Source organism: Citrobacter sp. wls706 (assembly GCF_005281305.1).
Lineage (GTDB): Bacteria > Pseudomonadota > Gammaproteobacteria > Enterobacterales > Enterobacteriaceae > Citrobacter > Citrobacter werkmanii.
Genome location: NZ_SZXG01000037.1, coordinates 100,461 through 121,579 on the forward strand (window position 1 = coordinate 100,461; position 21,119 = coordinate 121,579).

General features: G+C 52.4%; 20 protein-coding genes. 3 read left to right on the top strand and 17 right to left on the bottom strand.

Annotated features, from left to right (window positions below; translation table 11 throughout):
* Positions 1-12: 12 nt before the first annotated feature.
* Positions 13-963: an aminoimidazole riboside kinase gene (locus FDW92_RS17090; RefSeq protein WP_042310349.1), complete on the top strand. Its 951-nt coding sequence runs from the start codon at positions 13-15 to the stop codon at positions 961-963.
* Positions 964-1,067: 104 nt separating this feature from the next.
* Here FDW92_RS17090 and FDW92_RS17095 read toward each other — a convergent pair whose 3' ends face one another.
* The 6 genes from FDW92_RS17095 to FDW92_RS17120 form a co-directional block, all read right to left on the bottom strand.
* Positions 1,068-2,240 carry a MalY/PatB family protein gene (locus FDW92_RS17095; protein WP_042310347.1) on the bottom strand — a complete coding sequence of 391 codons (1,173 nt, stop codon included), beginning with the start codon at positions 2,238-2,240 and terminating at the stop codon, positions 1,068-1,070.
* 12 nt (positions 2,241-2,252) lie between these two features.
* A complete protein-coding gene (nhaC, locus tag FDW92_RS17100) occupies positions 2,253-3,704 on the bottom strand; it encodes a Na+/H+ antiporter NhaC (RefSeq protein WP_042310346.1) in 1,452 nt (483 codons plus the stop codon).
* Between the two features lie 140 nt (positions 3,705-3,844).
* Positions 3,845-4,855 carry a LacI family DNA-binding transcriptional regulator gene (locus FDW92_RS17105; protein WP_042310343.1) on the bottom strand — a complete coding sequence of 337 codons (1,011 nt, stop codon included), beginning with the start codon at positions 4,853-4,855 and terminating at the stop codon, positions 3,845-3,847.
* A 101-nt stretch (positions 4,856-4,956) separates the two neighbouring features.
* Positions 4,957-5,568 (bottom strand): LysE family translocator, encoded by a 612-nt coding sequence (locus FDW92_RS17110; protein ID WP_042310341.1) that lies wholly within the window; start codon positions 5,566-5,568, stop codon positions 4,957-4,959.
* A gap of 236 nt (positions 5,569-5,804) precedes the next feature.
* Entirely contained in the window at positions 5,805-6,611 is an 807-nt protein-coding gene (locus FDW92_RS17115; RefSeq protein WP_042310339.1) for an AraC family transcriptional regulator, read from the bottom strand.
* Positions 6,612-6,729: 118 nt separating this feature from the next.
* Positions 6,730-7,179 carry a GNAT family N-acetyltransferase gene (locus FDW92_RS17120; RefSeq protein WP_042310338.1) on the bottom strand — a complete coding sequence of 150 codons (450 nt, stop codon included), beginning with the start codon at positions 7,177-7,179 and terminating at the stop codon, positions 6,730-6,732.
* Between the two features lie 124 nt (positions 7,180-7,303).
* Here FDW92_RS17120 and FDW92_RS17125 point away from each other — a divergent pair, with 124 nt between their 5' ends.
* Together FDW92_RS17125 and FDW92_RS17130 are read left to right on the top strand one after the other, a co-directional pair.
* Positions 7,304-8,773 (top strand): PLP-dependent aminotransferase family protein, encoded by a 1,470-nt coding sequence (locus FDW92_RS17125; RefSeq protein WP_042310336.1) that lies wholly within the window; start codon positions 7,304-7,306, stop codon positions 8,771-8,773.
* 188 nt (positions 8,774-8,961) lie between these two features.
* Entirely contained in the window at positions 8,962-9,675 is a 714-nt protein-coding gene (locus FDW92_RS17130) for a GNAT family protein (RefSeq protein WP_042310334.1), read from the top strand.
* A gap of 52 nt (positions 9,676-9,727) precedes the next feature.
* Here FDW92_RS17130 and cbdX read toward each other — a convergent pair whose 3' ends face one another.
* From cbdX to puuC, 11 genes are all read right to left on the bottom strand, one after another.
* The gene (cbdX, locus tag FDW92_RS17135) at positions 9,728-9,817 is read right to left on the bottom strand and encodes a cytochrome bd-II oxidase subunit CbdX (protein WP_072014779.1); all 90 of its coding nucleotides are present in this window, start codon (positions 9,815-9,817) and stop codon (positions 9,728-9,730) included.
* A 1-nt stretch (position 9,818) separates the two neighbouring features.
* Positions 9,819-10,967 carry a cytochrome d ubiquinol oxidase subunit II gene (gene appB, locus FDW92_RS17140; RefSeq protein ID WP_137400665.1) on the bottom strand — a complete coding sequence of 383 codons (1,149 nt, stop codon included), beginning with the start codon at positions 10,965-10,967 and terminating at the stop codon, positions 9,819-9,821.
* A gap of 11 nt (positions 10,968-10,978) precedes the next feature.
* Positions 10,979-12,523, bottom strand: coding sequence for a cytochrome bd-II oxidase subunit 1 (appC, locus tag FDW92_RS17145; protein WP_042310330.1), 1,545 nt, complete (start codon positions 12,521-12,523; stop codon positions 10,979-10,981).
* 89 nt (positions 12,524-12,612) lie between these two features.
* Positions 12,613-13,470 (bottom strand): hydrogenase expression/formation protein, encoded by an 858-nt coding sequence (locus tag FDW92_RS17150; protein WP_042310522.1) that lies wholly within the window; start codon positions 13,468-13,470, stop codon positions 12,613-12,615.
* Positions 13,470-13,871 carry a hydrogenase-1 operon protein HyaE gene (gene hyaE, locus FDW92_RS17155; protein ID WP_042310328.1) on the bottom strand — a complete coding sequence of 134 codons (402 nt, stop codon included), beginning with the start codon at positions 13,869-13,871 and terminating at the stop codon, positions 13,470-13,472. The genes FDW92_RS17150 and hyaE overlap by 1 nt, the downstream gene beginning before the upstream one ends.
* A 5-nt stretch (positions 13,872-13,876) precedes the next feature.
* Positions 13,877-14,458, bottom strand: coding sequence for a hydrogenase 1 maturation protease (gene hyaD / locus FDW92_RS17160; RefSeq protein WP_042310325.1), 582 nt, complete (start codon positions 14,456-14,458; stop codon positions 13,877-13,879).
* A complete protein-coding gene (gene hyaC, locus FDW92_RS17165; protein WP_042310323.1) occupies positions 14,455-15,189 on the bottom strand; it encodes a Ni/Fe-hydrogenase b-type cytochrome subunit in 735 nt (244 codons plus the stop codon). Before hyaC ends, hyaD begins: the two co-directional genes overlap by 4 nt.
* A gap of 19 nt (positions 15,190-15,208) precedes the next feature.
* Positions 15,209-17,002: a Ni/Fe-hydrogenase large subunit gene (gene hyaB, locus FDW92_RS17170; protein WP_042310320.1), complete on the bottom strand. Its 1,794-nt coding sequence runs from the start codon at positions 17,000-17,002 to the stop codon at positions 15,209-15,211.
* Positions 16,999-18,126 (bottom strand): hydrogenase 1 small subunit, encoded by a 1,128-nt coding sequence (gene hyaA, locus FDW92_RS17175; protein WP_072014778.1) that lies wholly within the window; start codon positions 18,124-18,126, stop codon positions 16,999-17,001. Before hyaA ends, hyaB begins: the two co-directional genes overlap by 4 nt.
* 208 nt (positions 18,127-18,334) lie before the next feature.
* Entirely contained in the window at positions 18,335-19,615 is a 1,281-nt protein-coding gene (locus FDW92_RS17180; RefSeq protein ID WP_038637921.1) for an FAD-binding oxidoreductase, read from the bottom strand.
* A 2-nt stretch (positions 19,616-19,617) separates the two neighbouring features.
* On the bottom strand, positions 19,618-21,105 hold the full coding sequence (gene puuC / locus FDW92_RS17185; RefSeq protein ID WP_061383031.1) for an aldehyde dehydrogenase PuuC: 1,488 nt from the start codon (positions 21,103-21,105) through the stop codon (positions 19,618-19,620).
* Between the last annotated feature and the right edge of the window lie 14 nt (positions 21,106-21,119).

Genomic DNA, 21,119 nt, shown 5'->3' on the forward strand with positions numbered 1-21,119 from the left:
TGAGGAAATGTCATGAATATCTGGACGCTTGGCGATGCGGTGGTTGATCTTTTGCCGCTTTCAGACATGCAATATCAAGCTTGTGCAGGAGGAGCGCCATTCAATGTGGCAATTGGTACTGCGCGTTTACACAGGCAAAGTGGTTTTATTGGTCGGGTTGGTGATGACGACTTTGGCCACTTTCTAAAAAAGACGCTGTCTGATGCAGGCGTCTCAACTGCAAGCCTTCAGGTGGATAATCAGCACAGAACCAGTACGGTGCTGGTCTCGCTGGGTAACGGTGGCGAACGTGGATTTACATTTTTAACCAATCCCTCCGCGGATCAATTTTTAACGTCCGCCGCGCTTCCAGATTTTAGCGACGATATTTTGCACTTCTGTTCTCTGGCTCTGGTGGCTGAAGGTTGCCGTGATACATTGGCTTCTGCCATCGCTCAGGTTAAACAACGGGGCGGATTACTGAGTTTCGATGTAAATTTACGCGAGCAAATGTGGCCCGATAAGGATGAAATGCTCAAAGTGGTACGCCACTATTCTTTACAGGCTGACATTCTTAAGCTTTCAGAAGAAGAGTGGTACTGGATGACCGGTACACACGATTTTGCCCATGCGCTTGACGGCCTTAAGGCGCTCCCTGCACAACTGAAAGTTGTAACCTACGGAGCGCAGGGCGCGATGGTACTTTGGCAGGATAATGTGATCCATTTCAACGGCTATACCGTCGACAGTATTGATACGACTGGGGCGGGGGATGCTTTTGTCGCCGGTTTGCTGGCCTGGCTGGCAGACAACCGGATGCCGGAGTGTGTTGAACAGCTTCGCCAGGCTATTGCCTGGGCCAGTGGCTGCGGTGCGCTCGCGACAACCCGCAAGGGGGCGCTGACCGCACTGCCGGATATCGAAACGCTGAATGCTTTTATTACGCAATGTCATCTACCGGACTACGAAATAAAAGACCTTTAAGCATGATAACGGCGAGCTAAATAATTTTAGCTCTCTGTGATTTTGTGAATGTCCCCGCATCCTCATCGGATGGCGGGGATTTTTACTTTATTTTTGCAGGAAGATTAAACTGTAATACGCTTCAACCCCGCTATCGCTTTTTCGAGGTAGGCGCGTGGACATCCCATGTTCAGGCGAATAAAACCTTTGCCAGCCGAACCAAAGCTATTTCCCATTGAAGGCGCAATACCGGCAACATCAAGCATAACCCCTTTGAGTTGCTCATCATCCAGTCCAAGCGCTTTGCAATCGATCCACAGCAGATACGTACCCTGGGAAGGAACAACCCGAGCCCACGGGAGATATTCATTAATCTGTTGAATAAACCAGCGTCGATTTTCAGCCAGATAATCGAGCAACTCGTCTAACCAGGGCGCGCCATGTTGCCATGCAGCCGTACTTGCCTCGACGGATAGCGCATTGAACACATCCAGCCCATGCGCATCCAGACGGCGTAAAAAGTGTTCACGCAATGCCGGTGCCGGTATCAGAAAATTAGCAATGCGTAGTGTCGACAAACCAAACGTTTTACTGGCGGAGGTGGCAGAGATAACGCGCGAATGCCAGCGCGCTCCCAGATGCAGAACTGAAGTAAATTTTTCCCCTGGCAGTAATAAATCAGCCCATATTTCATCAGACAGCAACGTAACATTATAGGTCTCACATAAGGTGAGTAGCTGTTCCAGCTCCTGCGCAGACCAACAACGGCCAGTTGGGTTATGCGGATTACATAAAATCATCAACGGTGGGCGTTCAGCCCGGAATAACATTTCCAGGTGCACAAAATCCATTTGATAACCCGTAACCGGATCCTCAGATAATGGGTTTTCCAGGAGCTGCCTGCCGTTCAGAGAGATAATTTTGGCGAATGAGCCGTAGTACGGCCCCTGAACGACCACGCCTTCACCGGGTTGACTCAACATTTGCACCAGTAGAGATAACCCCGGAACGACGCCTTCAATACTGCAGACCCACTCCTGCTTAATTTCCAGTTGATGGCGGGTGGAGAACCATGAGTTTAATGAATCAAAGTAACTTTGTGGGCGTTCGCTGTAACCAAAAATGCCGTGCCCAACGCGGAGTGTTAAAGCCTCCTGAACGGCAGGGGGGCAAGTAAAGTCAAAGTCAGAAACCCACATTGGCAACAGTTCATGTGTATCTTCGCCGAAATATCGCGTCATAAAGTCCCATTTCAGCGAACCGGTATTGTGGCGATCGATAACCTTATTAAAATCCATTGCATGCTCTCCCTATTCTGTTGCCGTAATATTTTTATCTGTTCCTGCCGCCGATGGCGCTTTTGCGATACCGATTCCTGTAAAACCATAAATCAAGGCGAAGAAGATTGCTGCATAGCACTGAATCGCCCATGGCAGTAAATCAAGCGTACTCACGCCTAATGTCGTTGCCATATAGACACCGGCAGCGGTCCACGGTAACAGCGGTTCAATGACGGTGCCTGCGTCTTCAATGGTGCGGGATAGATTTTTGGTATCCAGTCCCATACGACGGTATGCGTCTTTAAATAATTCAGCAGGGACCAGAAGCGCGAGTTTGCCGTCGCTTGTCGCACCGGTCACCAGAAGAGTTGTGCCAATGGTTGCCGCAATTAACTGACCGACACTGTGAATGACTGTCAACAGACGGTTAATAATAATGTTGAGCGCCCCCGTTAACGTTAAAGCACCAGCAAAAGAGAATGCGCAAAATACCAGAAGGATAGTGCTCATCATTGAGAACATTCCGCCACGGTTAAGCAGGCGTGGTACATCCGCAATAATGCCCTCGCTCCCTTGCGGGAACATCGTAATATTAAAGCCATCTATAAAGGCATCTAGTCCCTGCTTGATGCTAAGTCCCTGCATGGCAACGCCCAGAATCAGGGCTAATACGCACGCGCTCAGCATTAAAGGAATGACCGGTTTTTTACGAATCGCCCCCCATAAAACGATTACTGGCGGCAAAATCAGAATGATATTGAAGTGGTACAGCGACTCCAGTGCGTTGACAATATCGGTAACCCGTTGTGGCGTGGCGACCTCGCCCAGCATATTGCTGTGGCCCGCAATAAGATAAACGACGGCTGCAAGCAGAAAGCTGGGAATGGTGGTCCACAATAAGTGTTGAATATGCTCGAAAAGGGTAGTGTCTGCGACAATGGCCGCAAAGTTAGTTGAGTCTGACAACGGCGATATCTTGTCGCCGAAGTAAGCACCAGAAACAACGGCTCCCGCAGCCGCTGCCATCGAGACATCCAGTCCGGCGGCAACGCCCATCAATGCTACGCCAACCGTTCCGGCGGAACCCCAGGAGGTTCCGGTACACACCGATACGACGCTGGTCAAAAAGAACGCGGCGATGAGAATGTATTCGGGGCTGATGAGTTTCAGTCCCCAGTACACCATATAAGGGATGGTGCCGCTAAACATCCATGTTCCAATCAGGCCGCCAACGCAGATAAGAATCATAATAACCGGCATTGCTTTGGCGAGTTTATCGACCACCGAATTAATGATGTCTTCCCAGCAATACCCTTGCCACCAGGCCATACCCGCGGCGACTGCAGCAGAACATAGCAACAAAGGCTCAATACGTAGCCCCATGATGCCGTAGCCAATAATTAACAGCAGTAGCATGGCTAAAATAGGGATCACTGCCAGTCCAAATGAGAGTGTTTTTTTCTGATTTTGAGAGGCATTCATTCATGAATCTCCAGTCTGTAAGGTCGCTCAAGAGTAGAGAACACCCTTTTGTCTGACTGTGATCGTTCATTGGCCCTCATGTAAGCGATTACATGAGAGCGTTAAACTTGAAGTCGATCACAATTCAGAGGCTTGACGATTTACGCATTGATTACGGGGGGAAGAACAGAATCGCGGATCACCAGATCCGCAGTAAAGCTATTCACACTGGGACGCTGGGGGGCGCCCTTAAAAAGCTGTATCGCCAGCTGCGAAGCACAGCGCGCCATCCGTTCAACGGGGTAATGCATTGTTGTCAGCGCGGGATAGAGATAGCGCGCCATCACCACATCATCGAACCCAACAATTGAAAGCTGCTGTGGAAGTGTAATTCCTTGTTGATGAAGGATGCGCATAATCCCGGCGGCCATCACATCATTAAACGTCACCGCTGCAGTGAAAGGCATGCCGCAATTTAGCAACTGATGCGCTGCGCGTTCGCCCCCCTCTTCATTGAAGGGGACGCTAATAACCCAGTTTTTGTCTGGCGTAATGCCATATTCGGCCAGCGCCAGCTGATAGCCTTCCAGCCGCTCACGACGATCAATAATCGGTAAATCACTTGTCACGCAGGCAATACAACGGTGTCCTTGTTCCAGTAGATGTAGCGTGGCTGTTTTGGCTGCTTGACTATTTTCCAGCCATACGCAGCGATTGGCCATCCCGGCAATATAGCGATTCACGACGACCATGGCCGGGAAATGAGCGGCATATCGCAACAGTTCTTTTTCGGAGAGCCTACTGGCATGGACCACAATAGCTTCACAGCCCTGGTTGATCAGGAAATCGAGCCCTGATTTTTCCATTCCTTCATCGTGGCCACCGCTGCATACCATCAGCCGAAATTGCTGCTGGCGTGATACTTCTTCCACGCCTCGGGCAAGCCTGGCAAAAAAAGGATCGGCAAGATTGCCGGTCAATAACCCGAGCATGTCCCCGCTGCGTTTCGCTAATGCAATAGCGGCGGCATTGCGATGATAGTTCAGCTCGCGCATGGCTTTTTCAACACGCTCACGCGTCACGGGTTCAACCCATGCAGTTTGATTAATAACGCGTGAAACGGTTGCGGTTGATACTCTTGCTAACTCTGCAACATCCTTTATCGTTGCCATACCGGCTCTTTACCTTTTTGATGCTTGAGAATTTGCTTATTACTGGATTTTATTTGGAAAATTAACTATTGGCTTTTATTTATCATGAGTTCATCTGATGTCTAGATTTGCATCAGTGCCAGTTTAACGGCAAGCCCGGCAAACGCAACAGCAAAGAAACGCAATACCCAACGTTGCACTGCAGCATTAGCAACCACATGCTGGCGTATGCTGGCTGCACTAATTCCATATACGGTAAATACAAAGAAAGTCATAACCATAAATATCAGGCTCATCTCCAGCATCTGAGAAACAGGTGAGATCTCACCTTTAATAACGAACTGTGGTAAGAATGCCAGGAAAAACATGGAGAGTTTGGGGTTGAGTAGATTGATAAGTATCGCCGAGGTTATAACTTGCCTTAAACTCTGTTTTTTAGTTTTACTGGCCATATTCAGATTTTTATTTTCATTAAGCGTTTTCCATGCCATATAAAGCAGATATGCTACTCCCAGATATTTAATTATCTCAAGGGAAATTTCACTGGTATGCAGTATTGCAGCAAGTCCTGTAATAACTGTTAATATGTGCGGAACAATACCCAGTGTGCAACCCAATGCAGCAATTATACTTACGCGTGCACCATCTGAAATGCCCGTGGCGACAGTATAGAGTACGCCAGTCCCTGGAGACGCCACGATAATGAGAGTGGTAAGTAGAAACTCAAGCGTCATAATGAATTTCCCCCACAGACTTGTACTTCGGACTCGATGTAACAGGGCGACTGAGTCTGCGCAGTGAGGTTGGTACGGGAAATAATGCCATCTGCATGAATTATTCCAGTGTAGAGTCGTTCAACATGATTACGAATGATGGGAGGGTAGAATAGTGACATTGGCAAATCTCTCTTCCGGAATGTTTCCAGCAGCATGCCGAGTGTCACGATTGGTGTATTGAACAAAATTGCAGCTTACTTTATCGCTGCAGCATAGGCGCCGGGCGTTATGCCATAAGTACGAACAAAAAGTCTCGTCATATGACTTTGATCTGCAAAACCGGCGGTATAGGACGCATCAGTTAGAGACATTCCTCCAGCGATGAGCTGCCTCGCTTTTTGCAGTCTCCGCTGTATAAGATAAGCATGTGGAGTAAGCCCTGTGACTGTAGAAAAAACACGTAGTAGCTGAAACTGACTCACGCCTCCCAGAGCTGAAAGCTCATGGAGTGATAACGGTAATGAGGGGTCATCATCAATACGCTCCTTTGCCAGAGTAATTGACTTTGGCACACCCTTTTTCTCAATACGCGGGCTTGCGAGTAAGCCTGCCAGTAAAAAGAGCAGGGTTTCTTCCTGTTCAATTTCGCTGTGCCCACCGCGGGAATCCGTCAGAATTCGAAAGAGTGTCGAGAAATGGACTGCAGGCTCACGATTGCGAAATACTGGGCTGGATAGCTCAACGCAGCCAGAGCGACTTTCTGTCAGAATTTGCATGGCGCCGGACAAAACGGTGGGGTCGAAATAGAGCATGCGCCACGACCTGCTTTCTGTTCCCAAAGGTGAGCCATCATGGACTTCACCAGGATTAACGGTGATCACATTTCCCACTACAGCTTCAACCCTACCGCGCCCGCTCATCGAAACCTGAGCTCCGCGATCGATTAAGCCAATACCGAACTGATCATGAGTATGACGCCCAAACCGGAAGGACGTATCGGCAGATACCGCATGGATACCTGCCATCCCACATCGAAGGGTTGCGAAACGTTCTTTCTTCATCGAATTAAGATCGGGGTAATGAGTTATCAGTACATCCTCTGAGTATATCTACTCAGAGGCTAATCTTTGATTTTTTTTAAAACTGAATGATTAACGTCTGTTCGAAGTGTTATTTCGCTCACATACGATATTCAATCATCCCGCTCTTTTTGGCCACCCAGTCATACAGTCGTTGTCCACGCAGATTGGTTTCATGCGTGTGCCAGTATAATCTTGACGCGTGGTTTTTTTGGGCTTGTTGTTGTACATACTCGATAAGCTGTTTACCGATATGTTGACCGCGTACATCTTCGCTAACAAATAGATCTTCGAGATAGCAATAATTTGATTCTGCCCAGGTCGAACGGTGAAAGAGATAATGCACCAGTCCCACTATTTTTCCATCATATTTGGCAACTGCACAATAAACAGGTTCGCCAGGCGTCAGAAAACGCTCCCACGTTAATTTTGTTACTTCATCTGAAATTTTAGTGCGATAAAATGTCTGGTAGTTTTTCCATAAAGGAAGCCAGCTGGCGTAATCTTTTTGTTCTGCACTTTCAATAGCAACGTCATTCATGTTAATCATATATATCCTGATATTTTATACGAATAGTGTGTTAGTATGATGATACTAAGAATTTTATAAATTCTCGTAAAGAGACACTTTCGATATATTGATAGGATCCACTTTTAGTATAAAGGTTAATACAATGAAGAAAAACAATGCGCCTTTATTTCAAGGATTTGTATTAGGAAAAGGTGCGGTTAAGGAGCAGGTCTACCACATCCTCCGCGATCACATCCTCGAAGGGCGATTGCCGCCAGGAACAAAAATGCCGTCAACCCGGGCGTTGTCCGAGATGATGTCAATTTCACGAAATTCAGTGATTGCCGGTTATGACCGGTTATTAGATGAAGGGTATATTCTGACCCGGAAAGGGTCTGGAACCTATGTTGCGCATCATATTCCGGATCGAAGTATCAGCAATTGCTATCCAATAATGGCGCCGGAGAAAGTCGTCACGCCTGATGAACAGCTAAACAGCCAAAATAATCCTGTGCGCGATTTATGGTCGAATGAGTATGAAGGGCGCGGCATGAATCGTCTATTTGCGGTTGGCGTTGGCTGTACGGATCTCTTCCCGCACGCACTATGGGGCAAATTACTGCAACGGGTCTGGAGACAATCCCGGCACCAATTGGGGGCCCACACTCACCCTGGTGGATACTTTCCTTTGAGAAAAGCGGTTTGTCGCTACATTAAAACAACGCGTGGAGTGAACTGTAACGAAGATCAGATAATCATCGTAAATGGTATTCAACAGGCATTGAACATTACCGCACGAGCGTTGCTGTCGCCAGGAAGTGACGTTTGGCTGGACGAGCCGGGTTACAAAGGTGCCCGCGGAGCCTTCTTGTCTGTTGGCGCGATGGTAAGGCCGGTACCGGTAGACAGCGAAGGAATGAACGTCCACTATGGTATTGAGCATTTCCCTGACGCTAAGCTGGCCTATGTTGTCCCGTCGGATCAATATCCATTAAGTGGAACGTTGAGTTTATGCCGGCGTTTTGAGCTGCTGGAATGGGCGAAGTCGAATCAGGCATGGATATTTGAAGATGACTATAATAGCGAGTTCCGCTATGCCGACCGTTCTTTACAGGCATTGCAGGGATTAGATCACAATCATCGTGTTATTTATGCTGGTACATTTTCGAAAATGATGTATCCAGAATTTCGTTTAGGTTTTTTAGTTGTCCCGCCCGGTTTACAAGAACAGATTATGGTGACGAAATATTTTACAGATCTCGGTACCAGTTATCTTGAGCAGGCCGTGATGGCGAATTTTATTGAGGATGGGCACTATGCCAGTCATGTACGCCGAGTTCGCAAAGCGTGTTATGAAAGAAGAGCTGCGCTGGTCAATGCTATTCAAGAATACCTTGCTGATAAAATGATTGTTCAGCCTTCTGACTCTGGCGTTCATATTGTGTGCTGGCTACAAAACGGATTGACCGGAAATGAAGTCGAGGAAAAAGCCAGGGTACTTGGGATGGGAATATTATCACTGGGCCGTTATTACCAGGGAGATATCACCCGACAGGGGATTTTGATTGGTTTTGCAAATCATCCTGCTGAGGCAATTGTTGATGGGATACGCCGTCTGGCTCAGGTTATTTAAAGAATATTTTATTCAGCTCTTATCATTAATGCTGCAATACGCTTGTTTGGTTCCGTCTAAGATATTATGCCTTTTTTGTACAATGAAATGCTGTGGATCCGTAAAAAACACGCATTGTGGTTCTTTTGGTCTGGTTAGTTTGATCATACTCTGCGCGGGTTTAGTCCTGTTTTGTCAGAGGTACGGATATGTCGGGCATCTTTAATCAATTCCATCAACCCGTAGGTATGTCTTTGTCGGACTGGAAAGGCGCACCCTTTCCACAGGCTCAGCAAATTACAGGTCGCTATTGTAAGCTTGAACGTATTAATGCCGAACGCCATGCCAAAGAGTTGTATGAAGCGTACTGCGAAGCGAGTGATTTTCGTGACTGGACATATCTGGCGGCAGGGCCTTTTGAAACTTTTGACTCCTTCCTGAACTATGTAAAAAACATGGAAGAACAGACAGATCCGATGCATTTTGCCGTGATTGATTTAGTCACTATGCAACCTGTTGGTACGTTTGCTCTTATGCGTATCGATCCCTCAAATGGTGTGATTGAGGTGGGGCATATTTCTTACTCCGTACGCATGAAACGCACACGAATCTCAACGGAAGTCATCTCATTGCTTTTAAAGTACGTTTTTGCGGATCTGGGCTATCGCCGTTTTGAATGGAAATGCGATGCGCTTAATGCGCCTTCCCGTGGGGCGGCGGAGCGCTTTGGCTTCAGTTTTGAAGGCATATTTCGTCAGGCTGTCGTCACGCGGGGGCGGAATCGAGATACTGCATGGTACTCAATCATTGACGGTGAGTACCCGACACTCCGACCGGCCTACGATATGTGGCTCGATGAGCATAATTTTGACAACCAGGGACGGCAGATTCAGCGTCTTGGCGAGCTGATGGAAAGGGGATAAAAAAGCTCCCCGAGTAAACCAAGGAGCCAGAAAGCGTAGCGCACGCGCAGTATTATTTCTGCCGCGACTCAAGCCAGACCAGCGCCAGCGTAGAGAGCGCACACATCAGCAGAATGCTGACAAACCAAAACAGATACCACATCTTATAGTCCTCCCGGGTAAATTTCGTGGTTGTGGCGGCGGATCGTTTCTAGGTTGATTCGCCCCAGCATCTTGTAATAACTCCAGGCGGTATAAAGCAGCACTATCGGTAGAAAAATCAGCACAATAACCAGCATGATACTGAGCGTCATCTGGCTGGAGGTACTGTCCCATACCGTCAGGCTGGAGAGGGGTTGCACGCTTGAAGGCATCACAAACGGAAACAGGGTGATTCCGGCGGTGAAGATCACGCAGGCCTGGGTCAGGGAAGCGCACAAAAATCCCCATACGGCCCGACGTTGCCCGCAGGCATAGATCGCGAGCATTGGGAAAATCATGCCAGCTAGCGGAATAATCAACAGCAGTGGTGACTGATAAAAGTGCGTCATCCACGCGCCTGGTGAGGTTGTTACCGCTTTTAATAGCGGGTTGGAAGGACCATTAGGATCCTGGTTAAGCAGCACAAAGCCATCAATTCCTGTCCACAACCAGTAACCGGCTAACAGGAAGCAGAGTACTACCAGCATTGCGCTGCGGCGGGTAGCGGACAGCGCGCGTTGGCGAACGATGCCCTCGGTTGTTAACTGGAGCCAAACGCTCCCCTGCAGAATAACCAGCATCAGGCTTAATGCGCCGCACAACAGGGCAAAGGGAGAGAGTAACTGCCAGAAGGTGCCCAGGTATTGCACGTGAAGCTGTGGTGTGAAGATAAAAGGCACACCCAAAAACAGGTTGCCGAACGCAATGCCGAAAATAACAGGCGGAACCAAACTGCCGATAACCAACCCGGTGTCCCATATTCTGCGCCAGTGCGCGTTGGCTATTTTACCGCGATAGTCAAAAGCTAACGGGCGAAAGAAAAGGGCGCATAGCACCAGAATCATCGCCACATAAAACCCCGAAAATGCGGTGGCATAGACCCGCGGCCAGGCGGCGAATAATGCGCCGCCCGCCAGAATGAGCCACACCTGATTACCTTCCCAGTGCGCCCCGACGCTATTGATTAACACCCGACGTTCATCATCGTTGCGCGCGATTAACGGCAACAGGCAGCCGACCCCCATATCAAATCCGTCAGTGACCATAAAGGCCACCAGAATGATGCCAATTAGCAGCCACCAAATGAGCCGCAGCGTTGCATAATCCAACATGATTATCTCCTTTATCCCTGTTGTTGTGCTGGGTGTTGACGTTGCATCGCATCGGGACCAAGACGCGCGTATTTTTGCATCAGGTAGACTTCGGCAATTAAAAACAGGGTGTAAAGCGTGAGGATTAGCCCCATTGAGAAGGCCAGTTGGCCCACGCTCAGCGCGGAGTGGGCGTACCATGTCGGCAAAATATCTTGAATCGCCCATGGCTGACGGCCAAACTCCGTCATAAACCAGCCCGCTTCGATGGCAATCCACGGTAGCGGCAGGCTCCACAGCGTCATACGCAATACCCAGCGATGCTGGTCGATACGCCAGCGTAAGGTCTGTATCAGCGCAATCGCCATCACCAGCAGCAGCAGAGAACCGCATGCAATCATGACGCGAAAACTCCAGAACACGGGGGCCACCTGCGGGATAGCGCCGCGTTGTGCGGCCTGATATTGCGCGGGCGTAACGTGGTTCATATCAGGCGCGTAGTTTGCCAACAGGATGCCGTAACCCAGATCATTTTCTACGGCGTGGAAAGCCTTCAACACCTGAGGCGTGCGGTTACCGTTGGCGATTTCCTGCAACAATAACCACGCTTCCCGGCCTCGTTGCAGGCGGGGAAGTGCGTCCGCCATCAGATTTTTTAGTCCCGGAACCGGGGTATCCAACGAGTGGGTTGCCAGGATGCCCAGCAGGGCCGGTATCTTCACAGAAAAGGCGTTACGCTCTTGTTCCTGCTGCGGCCAGGCTATCACATGAAAGGGCGCAGGCGCCGGTTCGGTTTGCCATTCGCCCTCCATTGCCGCCAGTTTTACCGGCTGGAGCTGGGCGACCTCATAGGCTGAACTGTCACCCAGTTGCAGGGTGCCGAGGATAGCCAGCGTGCCGAAAACGGAACCCACCGCGAAGGAGCGCAGGGCAAACTCGCGATTGCGACCACGCAGCAGATACCAGGCGCTGATGGACATCACAAACATGGCGCCCGTGACATAACCGGACATCACGGTATGGACAAATTTCACCTGGCTGACAGGGTTAAAGACCAGTTCGCTAAAACTGCTCATCTCCATACGCAGGGTATCGATATTAAAGTGAGCACCGGTCGGGTATTGCATCCAGCCGTTAGCATTGAGGATCCACAGCGCCGAGATATTGGATCCAAACGCGACCAGCCAGGTCACCAGTAAGTGCTGGTACTTGTTTAAACGCTGCCAGCCGAAGAAGAACAGCCCGACGAAGGTGGATTCAAGAAAGAAAGCCATCAGGGCTTCCATCGCCAGCGGGGCGCCGAAAATATCGCCCACATAGTTGGAATAGAGCGACCAGTTAGTGCCGAACTGAAACTCCATGGTCAGGCCGGTAGCCACGCCGAGCGCAAAGTTAATACCGAATAATTTTCCCCAGAAACGCGTCATGTCGCGGTAGATGGTTTTGCCGGTCACCACGAACAGGGTTTCCATGATGGCCAGCAAAAATATCAGCCCCAGCGTCAGGGGAACAAACAGAAAATGGTACAGCGCGGTCAGCGCAAACTGCCAGCGCGATAAGTCAATGACGTCCCACATGCGAACTCCATCAGGCATTAGAGAGTGAATAGATAAAGAAGAAAACGTTAGACCCGCAGCAGAAAAGTACGCGGGTCTTAAAGAGGGAGTCAGGCAGGCGGGCCGGATGCCAGCCAGGCGCAGACTTCATCCAGGCGCTCGAGCGAGTCGAGCAGATCTTCCGGCGCAGCCAGTACCAGTTCCGGTAATGGGCAGATCTCATAACTCTCTAGCAAAAGCCCTTTCAGGGTATCCAGACAGCGCACATGCCAGACATGGCGCAGCGCCGTGGCGTCGATTTGGCTCTCGCCGTAGCCGATGGTGCGGATCTGAATGTGCCCTTCGCCGCACAGATTGGCGAGGAATCGGCGATCCGCATCGCTAACAGGCAGTTGGGTGAGGTTAATGCTATGGGGAAGCGTGGCCGGATCGCGCACGTGCGCCAGCAGTTCCTGGGCCAGCGTCAGGCCATTCATCAACCCATTTATAGGCGGAGGCAGCAGGCTATCGTCCGGCAGCGTATTGATTGTTGCCGCCTGCCACAGCGCCCGTGGCGCGCTACCTGCTTCCAGATGTTCCTGCCATTGCCCCTTGTCATTCTGACAACGCACCCGCCAGATACCGCAGAAAATCGACTCCTGAATCTCGCTCGCCCTGCCGTCAGCATGCTGAATGCGCACGGAAACTTCGCCTTCGCCGAGTAGCGTATTTAAAAACGTGAGATCGTCTGCATTGAGCGTGGATAAATCCCATCCCAGCACATCCTGTTTGGCGGGAATTCTCTGGGTGAGCTGGTGGCGCACATCGGCTAACAATGCCATCACCGCCGGGCTGTGCGGACAGTTTTCCAGTGTTGCCATGCTGGGGTCGCTGTTGACCTGGCAGGTGAGGGGCAAGGGGTTCATGCTGAAGCTGTCATCACCCGGCTGCGTTCCTGGCCCCAGCAGATGAAAAAAGGAATCGCTCATCATGCAGACTCCGGCGGTATACGTTCTTCAACGAGGGGACGCATCAGGTTGAGCAAGTCGGCCCAGGGGTGGATGCCGCTGAGAATGCCGCGCAGCTCACCTTGGGTAAACACCAGGGTAGCCGGAAAACGGAACACGCCAAAGCGATCGCCGATCTCCTCGCTGTGTTCAAGATCCGCCATAGCGATGTGCCAGTCAAACTGGGGAAACTCGCGGAGCAACTCGGCAATCATGACCGGGTTATCGCTGACTTCAGGTGTACGGCGGGGATCGCTGCTGAGCAGGACCACGCCATCACGCACGCGGGTTACCCAGCCATCCAGTTCAGACGCGCTCAGCGGTTGCCAGCCACGCGCCAGCATACGTTGCCATAACGCAGAAAATGGGGTGTCATTTAACATATTGTTTATTCCTCCAGCGTTACGCGATACTGGCGAATACGCACGCCTTCATAGTTTTCCATCGACAGGCAGTCATAGTTCAGGCAACGCGTTTCATCGCTTATCTGTGGCGTAATGCCCCACGCGGCCAGTTGCGTAAGCGCGGCCTGTTCTGCCGCCGGGAGCTGAGCGCGCGCGATGTCGGTCAGGCTGCCGCCATAGTCGTCCAGCTGTACCGGCTGTAGTCCCACCAGAGCGATGTGCGCGGGGAGATGGCCGCGAATATCCGCCAGAGCCAGCACTTCAGAGAAGCTGTTCTGATGCAGACTCATTTTTTTGGCGCTGAGGTAACTCGGGACTTTGTCTCCGGCGTAAGTTTGCAGGGTGCCCGGCGCGAGTCCGTAGTCGATGGCGTCCAGCAGCAGCAAATGGCTGGCCTGTTCAACGTAGCCCAGCAGATTCAGCCCCTGGGTGCCGCCATCGACAATCTCTACCCATTCTGGCCAGTGATAGTGGGCGTACAGGCGCTCCGCGAGGCGAATGCCAAACCCTTCGTCTGCCCACAGCAGGTTGCCTAAGCCCATCACGATGACGTGAGGTTCGCTCATGACGCCTCCTTGTTGCGCTGACGTTTGGCAAATTTGTGGCTACGATAGCCGTTGACCATGGTCGAGATGACGGTATCGTCGGACATGATGTCCTCGCGGATAGCCATGTACACATGACCTATGATGAAGGCGGCGATGAACCACATTCCTAGCCGGTGCCAGCTGTGAATATCGAGAGAGTTGCCGCCGGTCCAGTAGAAAAACTCCGTCACATAGCGGAAGGGAGTGAAAATGGCGTACTGGCTATGCTCGCTGTATAAGGCAAAACCGGTCAGGATCATAAAAACGGAGAGCAGGAAATAGCCAAACATCGCTGCCTGCGCAACGGGGTTATGTCCGATATCCTCTCCTGGTTTCTTTTCCAGAAACAGATACCAGCGCACCACCGAAAACGCCCCCTGCCACCACCTGCGACGCCAGACCGGCACAATAAACAACTCGCGTGAATAACGGTTACCGACAAAGGCCCAGTAAATGCGCATCAGCAGGATCACCGTGAACACCATGGCGGCGGCGAAATGCGCCAGCCGGATGTCGCCCATATAGAACAGATAGGTGGCCTCGCCGCTGACCGATGGCAGCGGTCGGCCAATAAAGTATCCGGTCACCATCAAAACCAACATGCAGCCTACAGTCAGCCAGTGCCACAAGCGAACAGGCGCTTCAAACACATAGTGGCTGACGGCGGTATCACGCGCCTCCCCGACGCGTGGGGATATCTTTCCAGTCATCGTTCCTTTTCCTCAACGCTTAGCGAATCTGGACTGCGATCAGTTCGCTGCCGTCGTCGCCAAGCACGTGGGTTGAACAGGCCAGGCAGGGGTCGAAGCTGTGCAAGGTGCGCAGGATCTCCAGTGGTTGATCCGGTATCGCCATTTGGGTACCCATCAGCGCCGCCTCGTAAGCGCCAATTTGTCCTTTTGGATCGCGCGGGCTGGCGTTCCAGGTGGTTGGCACTACGCACTGATACAGATCGATTTTCTGGTCGCGAATCGATGCCCAGTGGCCTAATGCTCCGCGCGGCGCCTCGGTAAAACCGATCCCGCGGCAGTGCTGCGGCCAGCTTGCTGGCTCCCATTTTTCGGTATTCGCCGTCGCCAGGTTGCCGTTTTTCAGGTTGGTCATCAGCTTGTCGAAGAAGTATTGCAGCTTGCTCACGGCCCACTGCGCTTCGTGCGCCCGGCACAGAATACGGCCCAGCGTCGACTGCATGCCCGACAGCGGCAGCTTGAGGGCCGACATCATGCGATCCACGGATTCAATCGTCGCGGCATCCCCTTTGTGATAGGCAATCAGCGTGCGCGCCAACGGCCCAACCTCCATGGCGTGTCCCCGCCAGCGCGGGGCTTTGATCCACGAGTAACGTTCCTGCTCGTTGAGCTGCTGGATATTAATATCGCTGCCTTTCACATCGCCGGGGTTATACCAGGGTTCGGTAATGCCTTCGAAGGGGTGGCGGCCCAACTGATCATCCGGGTAACGGTACCAGGCGTGATCGACAAACTCCTGAATTTGCTGCTGATCGGCGAGGTCCACAGGCAATACGTTGTTAAAATCACCGTTAATCACCGCGCCGCCTGGCATCAACAGGCTTTTGTCGCTGAAGTCATTGGCGATGTCCGGGAACGCGCCGTAGCTCAAAACGCATTTATCAGAAAGCCCGGTACCAATCTGGCTCCAGGGTTTATTGAACTGGCCAATAGCCAGCGCGTCAGGCACCATGACGTTGTTAATAAAGTCAGCGGTGCGGGTGATGATCGACTGCACCAGGTTCAGGCGTTCCATATCGACCGCGCCTACTGCGCCACTCTGATCGATATTGATAGCGCACGGCATACCCCCGACAATCCAGTTAGGATGGGGGTTTTTACCGCCAAACACCGTATGGATTTTGATAATCTCGCGTTGAAAGTCGAGCGCTTCCAAATAGTGGGCAAAGCCCATCAGATTAGCCTCTGGCGATAGCTTGTACTGCGGATGGCCCCAATAACCGTTGCGGAAAATCCCCAACTGACCGCCTTCGACAAATTTCTTCAGCCGATTTTGGACGTCAAAGAAGTAGCCTGGTGAGGACATCGGCCAGGCAGAAAGGCTCTGCGCCAGTTGCGATGTGGCGCGCGGATCTGCTTTCAGAGCATTCAACACGTCAATCCAGTCCATTCCGGCTAACTGATAAAAGTGCACCAGATGGTCGTGGCACCACAGCGTGGCCAGCATAATGTTGCGAATGATGTTGGCGTTGTCGGGCACCTTAATGCCAATGGCATCTTCAATGGCGTAGACAGAGGCAAGGGCATGTACGCCGGTGCACACCCCGCAAATCCGTTCGACAAATGCCCAGGCGTCGCGCGGGTCGCGACCCTGAAGAATGATCTCCAGTCCGCGGAACATGGTGCCGCAAGAAACCGCGTTGGTGATGATGTTTTGCTCATCAATGTTCACTTCACAACGCATATGACCTTCAATGCGCGTAATGGGATCCACAACCAGACGGCGACCGGCATTGTTTAAGGTATATCCCTGGGTTTGATACGAATGGCTCATGCCTGTTTATCCTCATTGTCTGACGACTGCTGTCTGGCGTCGGCTAATTGCTGTTTGTGGCGGTTGTGTTGGTTGACGGCGCTGGCGACTGCGTGGACGCCGACGCCGGCAGCCACGACGCCAAGCGCGGTGAGGCCGACGGTATCGGCGGTTGAATGTGTCCCGATCTGTGGAATATCGACCACGCGGCTATAGAACGAACCGCGATCCCAGAAGCCGTTTTCCGAACATCCCAGACAACCGTGGCCGGACTGGATGGGGAAGGAAACGCCGCCATTCCAGCGGGTGGTGGAGCAGGCGTTGTAGGTGGTTGGCCCTTTACAGCCCATTTTGTACAGGCAATAGCCTTTGCGGGCGGCGTCATCGTCCCAGCTTTCCACGAACTCCCCGGCGTCAAAGTGGGCGCGGCGGTAGCATTTGTCGTGAATACGCTGGCCGTAGAACATCAGTGGACGCCCCAGACGGTCGAGTTCCGGCAGACGATCAAAGGTGACCATGTAGGTAATGATGGCGCTCATAACATCAGGAATCGGCGGGCAGCCGGGGACTTTCACGATCGGCTTGTCGGTGATGACTTTATCGATCGGGGTTGCCTGGGTGGGGTTAGGCCGGGCAGCCTGCACGCAGCCCCAGGAGGCACAGGTGCCCCAGGCGATAATCGCGCTGGCTCCGGCGGCGGCGCGTTTGAGTTTTTCCACAAAGGGTCTTCCGCCGCTAATGCAGAACATCCCTTGTTCACCTAGCGGAGGATTACCTTCGACGGCCAGAATGTAGCGGCCGTGGTACTGGCGCAGAATGTCTTCAAAGACCTCTTCGGCCTGCGTTCCGGCGGCGGCCATCAGCGTGTCGTCGTAATCGAGGGAAATCAGAGAGAGGATGACGTCTTTGGCGAGTGGGTGCGAGGAGCGAATAAACGATTCGGTACAGCAGGTACATTCCAGCCCGTGGATCCAGACTACCGGGATCCGGGGTTTGTTCTCCAACGCCCAGGCTATTCGGGGCGTCATTCCAGCCCCTAATCCCAGCGATGTTGCGGCGAGGCTACAATATTTAAGAAAACTGCGTCGGCTTACTCCCTTCCGGCGCATCGCCTGATAAAAGGTCTCCTCATTATTCGTATTCATAACACGCGTTTCTTCCCCCGTTGAGTTCTGGCGCACGCCGCCAGCGATATCTAAAAAAGCGTATCCGATTAGAGGAGAGAAACAATGCGAAGAGTGTGGTTATGTCCTATAGCGATATATTCGTGACTGTTATCTGTTTTTCACCGACCGGGAATAAAAAAACGCACAGGGGAGACCGCCCTGTGCGTCGGGTTTATCGCGGAAGAACTTAAACCCCAAGGCGATCGCGTAAGCTGTAATAGGCCGCCCCCATGGCGGTAAACGGAATGCGCAGGCTGCGGCCTCCCGGGAACGGGTAGTGTGGCAGGTTGGCGAATGCGTCAAAGCGCTCGGCATCCCCGCGCAGCAGTTCGGAAATCAGGCGTCCAGCCAGATGGGTACAGGTCACGCCGTGACCGCTGTAGCCCTGCATATAGTAAATATTGGTATCAAGGCGGCCGAACTGCGGCATGCGTGATAACGTCAACAGGAAATTACCGGTCCAGCGGTAATCAATTTTTACCCCCCGCAATTGCGGGAAGGTCTTCAGCAGATTCGGCATCACCAGGCGCTCAATATCGTTCGGATCGCGTGCGCCGTAGACCACCCCGCCGCCGTACAGCAGGCGGTTATCGCCGGTCAGACGGTAGTAATCCAGCAGGTAGTTGCAATCTTCCACACAGTAGTTTTTCGGGATCAGCGAACGCGCCATTTCAGCTGACAATGGTTCGGTGGTTAACACCTGCGTGCCGCACGGCATGCTGCTTTTTGCCAGCGCAGGTTCCAGTTTGTCGCCGAGGTAAGCGTTGCCCGCCACGATCACAAAGCGGGCGGTAACCTGACCTTTTTCCGTGCTGACCACCGCCGGGCTGGTGTGCTGAATGCGGGTGACCGGCGATTGTTCGAAGATGCGTCCGCCGTTCAGACGAATAGCGTTAGCTTCGCCGATAGCCAGATTGAGCGGATGAATATGACCACCGCTATGGTCGAGCAGCGCGCCGACATAACGATCGCTACTGACTTCGCGGCGAATTTCGCTGCTGTCTAACAGTTCAAGCTGCGTGTTGCCGTAGCGTTCCCAGTTCGACTTCTGCTCTTCCAGCGTTTCCATCTGCTTATGGTTCAGCGCCACAAACAGCCCGCCGGGGCGATAGTCACAGTCAATCTGATAACGCTTGATGCGTTCGCGAATGATATCGCCGCCTTCAAACATCATGCTGCCGAGCATTTTGGCGGCATCCGGGCCGTAGCTGCGTTCGATAACATCAATATCGCGACTGTAAGAGTTAACCAACTGGCCGCCGTTGCGTCCGCTGGCCCCAAAACCAATACGCGCGGATTCCAGTAGCACCACGTCATAACCCATTTCCGCTAAATGCAGGGCGGAGGAGAGTCCGGTATAGCCACCGCCCACGACACAGACATCACAGCTAACCGATTCGCTAAGGGTGGGAAACGGTTCGTACTGATTGGCGCTTGCGGCGTAATAACTGCTGGTATGTTCAGTCATGATTAAGGCTCCAGGGAGATCCAAATGGTTTTCAGTTCGCTAAATTTTTCCAGGGCATGCAAGGACTTATCGCGCCCGTTGCCGCTTTGCTTATAACCGCCGAACGGCACGGTCATATCACCGTCGTTGTAGTTATTCACGAAGACCGAACCGGCCTTCAGGCGACGACTCATGCGATGGGCGCGCGACAAATCGCGGGTCCAGACCGCGGCACCCAGGCCGTAGTCGCTGTCGTTGGCCAGCGCCAGGGCTTCGGCTTCGCTGCTAAAACGGGTGATGACCAGTACCGGGCCGAAGATCTCATCGCGGCTGACGTGGGCTTGCGGCGGGGTATCGACAAAAATCGTCGGGCCGATAGCCGCCGGATGGACATGGCTGCGGCCATCTAGCGCCAGCGTGCCTTGCGTTTCACCGTCGCGAATAAAGGTGTCCACGGTGTCAGCATGCGCATTGTCGATAAGCGTGCCCATCGTGGTTTCAGGATCCAGCGGGTTGCCCGGCTGCCAGTTTTTCGCCTGCTCTTTCAACAGCGCGATAAATTCGTCGGCAATACTCTCTTCCAGCAGCAGACGCGTACCGGCGATACAGACCTGACCCTGGTTGTAGAAAATGCCTGCCGCGGCAGTGGCGGCGGCTTTTGGTAGATCCGGGCAGTCGGCAAACACGATGTTGGCGCTTTTACCGCCAGCTTCCAGCCAAACGCGTTTCATGTTGCTGTCGCCAGCATCTTTTAGCAGTTGCTTGCCGGTGCGGGTTGAGCCAGTAAAAGTGATCACATCGACATCCGGATGCTGCGACAACGCCTGGCCTGCTTCGTGGCCATACCCGCTAACCACGCTGAGAACGCCATCGGGCAAACCCGCTTTTTTAGCCAGCGCCGCAAGGCGAATGGCGGTCAGCGGGGATTTCTCCGAGGGTTTGAGGATCACGCTGTTACCGGCGGCCAGCGCGGGGCCAAGTTTCCAACAGGCCAGTAGCAGGGGAAAGTTCCACGGAACGATAGCCGCGATCACGCCCACTGGTTCGCGCACAATCAGCGCCAGATCGTTTACCGAGGTGGTGGCAACTTCGCCATAGACTTTATCAATAGCTTCGGCGTACCACCGGATGGCGCGCGCCGCACCTGGAATATCATCACGCAGGCTATGGCGAATCGGTTTACCGGTGTCGAGCGTTTCCAGTAGCGCCAGCTCCTCGTGATGCTGCTCCATTAAATCTGCAAGCTTGTGCAGAACCGCCTTGCGCTCAGCGGGTGATGCCTGCGACCAGTCACCGCGTTCAAAGACGGCGCGGGCGGCGGTGACCGCACGATCCACATCCGCTTTTTTGCCGCGGGCGACTTTGGCGAGTGGGCGCTGTCCGGCCGGATCCTGAGTAATAAAGGTTTCGTTATCGGCGGCGGCGCAATATTCGCCGTTAATAAATAAACGGGTTTCCGGCGAATAATGGCTGGCTTTCTCACGCCAATATTTAAGGTTCTGAAAGTTCATAGCTACTCCTTTTA

Excerpts from the sequence above, each read along its gene's own strand:
- FDW92_RS17090 (WP_042310349.1), top strand. The coding sequence starts at position 13 with ATGAATATCTGGACGCTTGGCGATGCGGTGGTTGATCTTTTGCCGCTT.
- FDW92_RS17095 (WP_042310347.1), bottom strand. The coding sequence starts at position 2,240 with ATGGATTTTAATAAGGTTATCGATCGCCACAATACCGGTTCGCTGAAA.
- nhaC (WP_042310346.1), bottom strand. The coding sequence starts at position 3,704 with ATGAATGCCTCTCAAAATCAGAAAAAAACACTCTCATTTGGACTGGCA.
- FDW92_RS17105 (WP_042310343.1), bottom strand. The coding sequence starts at position 4,855 with ATGGCAACGATAAAGGATGTTGCAGAGTTAGCAAGAGTATCAACCGCA.
- FDW92_RS17110 (WP_042310341.1), bottom strand. The coding sequence starts at position 5,568 with ATGACGCTTGAGTTTCTACTTACCACTCTCATTATCGTGGCGTCTCCA.
- FDW92_RS17115 (WP_042310339.1), bottom strand. The coding sequence starts at position 6,611 with ATGAAGAAAGAACGTTTCGCAACCCTTCGATGTGGGATGGCAGGTATC.
- FDW92_RS17120 (WP_042310338.1), bottom strand. The coding sequence starts at position 7,179 with ATGATTAACATGAATGACGTTGCTATTGAAAGTGCAGAACAAAAAGAT.
- FDW92_RS17125 (WP_042310336.1), top strand. The coding sequence starts at position 7,304 with ATGAAGAAAAACAATGCGCCTTTATTTCAAGGATTTGTATTAGGAAAA.
- FDW92_RS17130 (WP_042310334.1), top strand. The coding sequence starts at position 8,962 with ATGTCGGGCATCTTTAATCAATTCCATCAACCCGTAGGTATGTCTTTG.
- cbdX (WP_072014779.1), bottom strand. The coding sequence starts at position 9,817 with ATGTGGTATCTGTTTTGGTTTGTCAGCATTCTGCTGATGTGTGCGCTC.
- appB (WP_137400665.1), bottom strand. The coding sequence starts at position 10,967 with ATGTTGGATTATGCAACGCTGCGGCTCATTTGGTGGCTGCTAATTGGC.
- appC (WP_042310330.1), bottom strand. The coding sequence starts at position 12,523 with ATGTGGGACGTCATTGACTTATCGCGCTGGCAGTTTGCGCTGACCGCG.
- FDW92_RS17150 (WP_042310522.1), bottom strand. The coding sequence starts at position 13,470 with ATGAGCGATTCCTTTTTTCATCTGCTGGGGCCAGGAACGCAGCCGGGT.
- hyaE (WP_042310328.1), bottom strand. The coding sequence starts at position 13,871 with ATGTTAAATGACACCCCATTTTCTGCGTTATGGCAACGTATGCTGGCG.
- hyaD (WP_042310325.1), bottom strand. The coding sequence starts at position 14,458 with ATGAGCGAACCTCACGTCATCGTGATGGGCTTAGGCAACCTGCTGTGG.
- hyaC (WP_042310323.1), bottom strand. The coding sequence starts at position 15,189 with ATGACTGGAAAGATATCCCCACGCGTCGGGGAGGCGCGTGATACCGCC.
- hyaB (WP_042310320.1), bottom strand. The coding sequence starts at position 17,002 with ATGAGCCATTCGTATCAAACCCAGGGATATACCTTAAACAATGCCGGT.
- hyaA (WP_072014778.1), bottom strand. The coding sequence starts at position 18,126 with ATGAATACGAATAATGAGGAGACCTTTTATCAGGCGATGCGCCGGAAG.
- FDW92_RS17180 (WP_038637921.1), bottom strand. The coding sequence starts at position 19,615 with ATGACTGAACATACCAGCAGTTATTACGCCGCAAGCGCCAATCAGTAC.
- puuC (WP_061383031.1), bottom strand. The coding sequence starts at position 21,105 with ATGAACTTTCAGAACCTTAAATATTGGCGTGAGAAAGCCAGCCATTAT.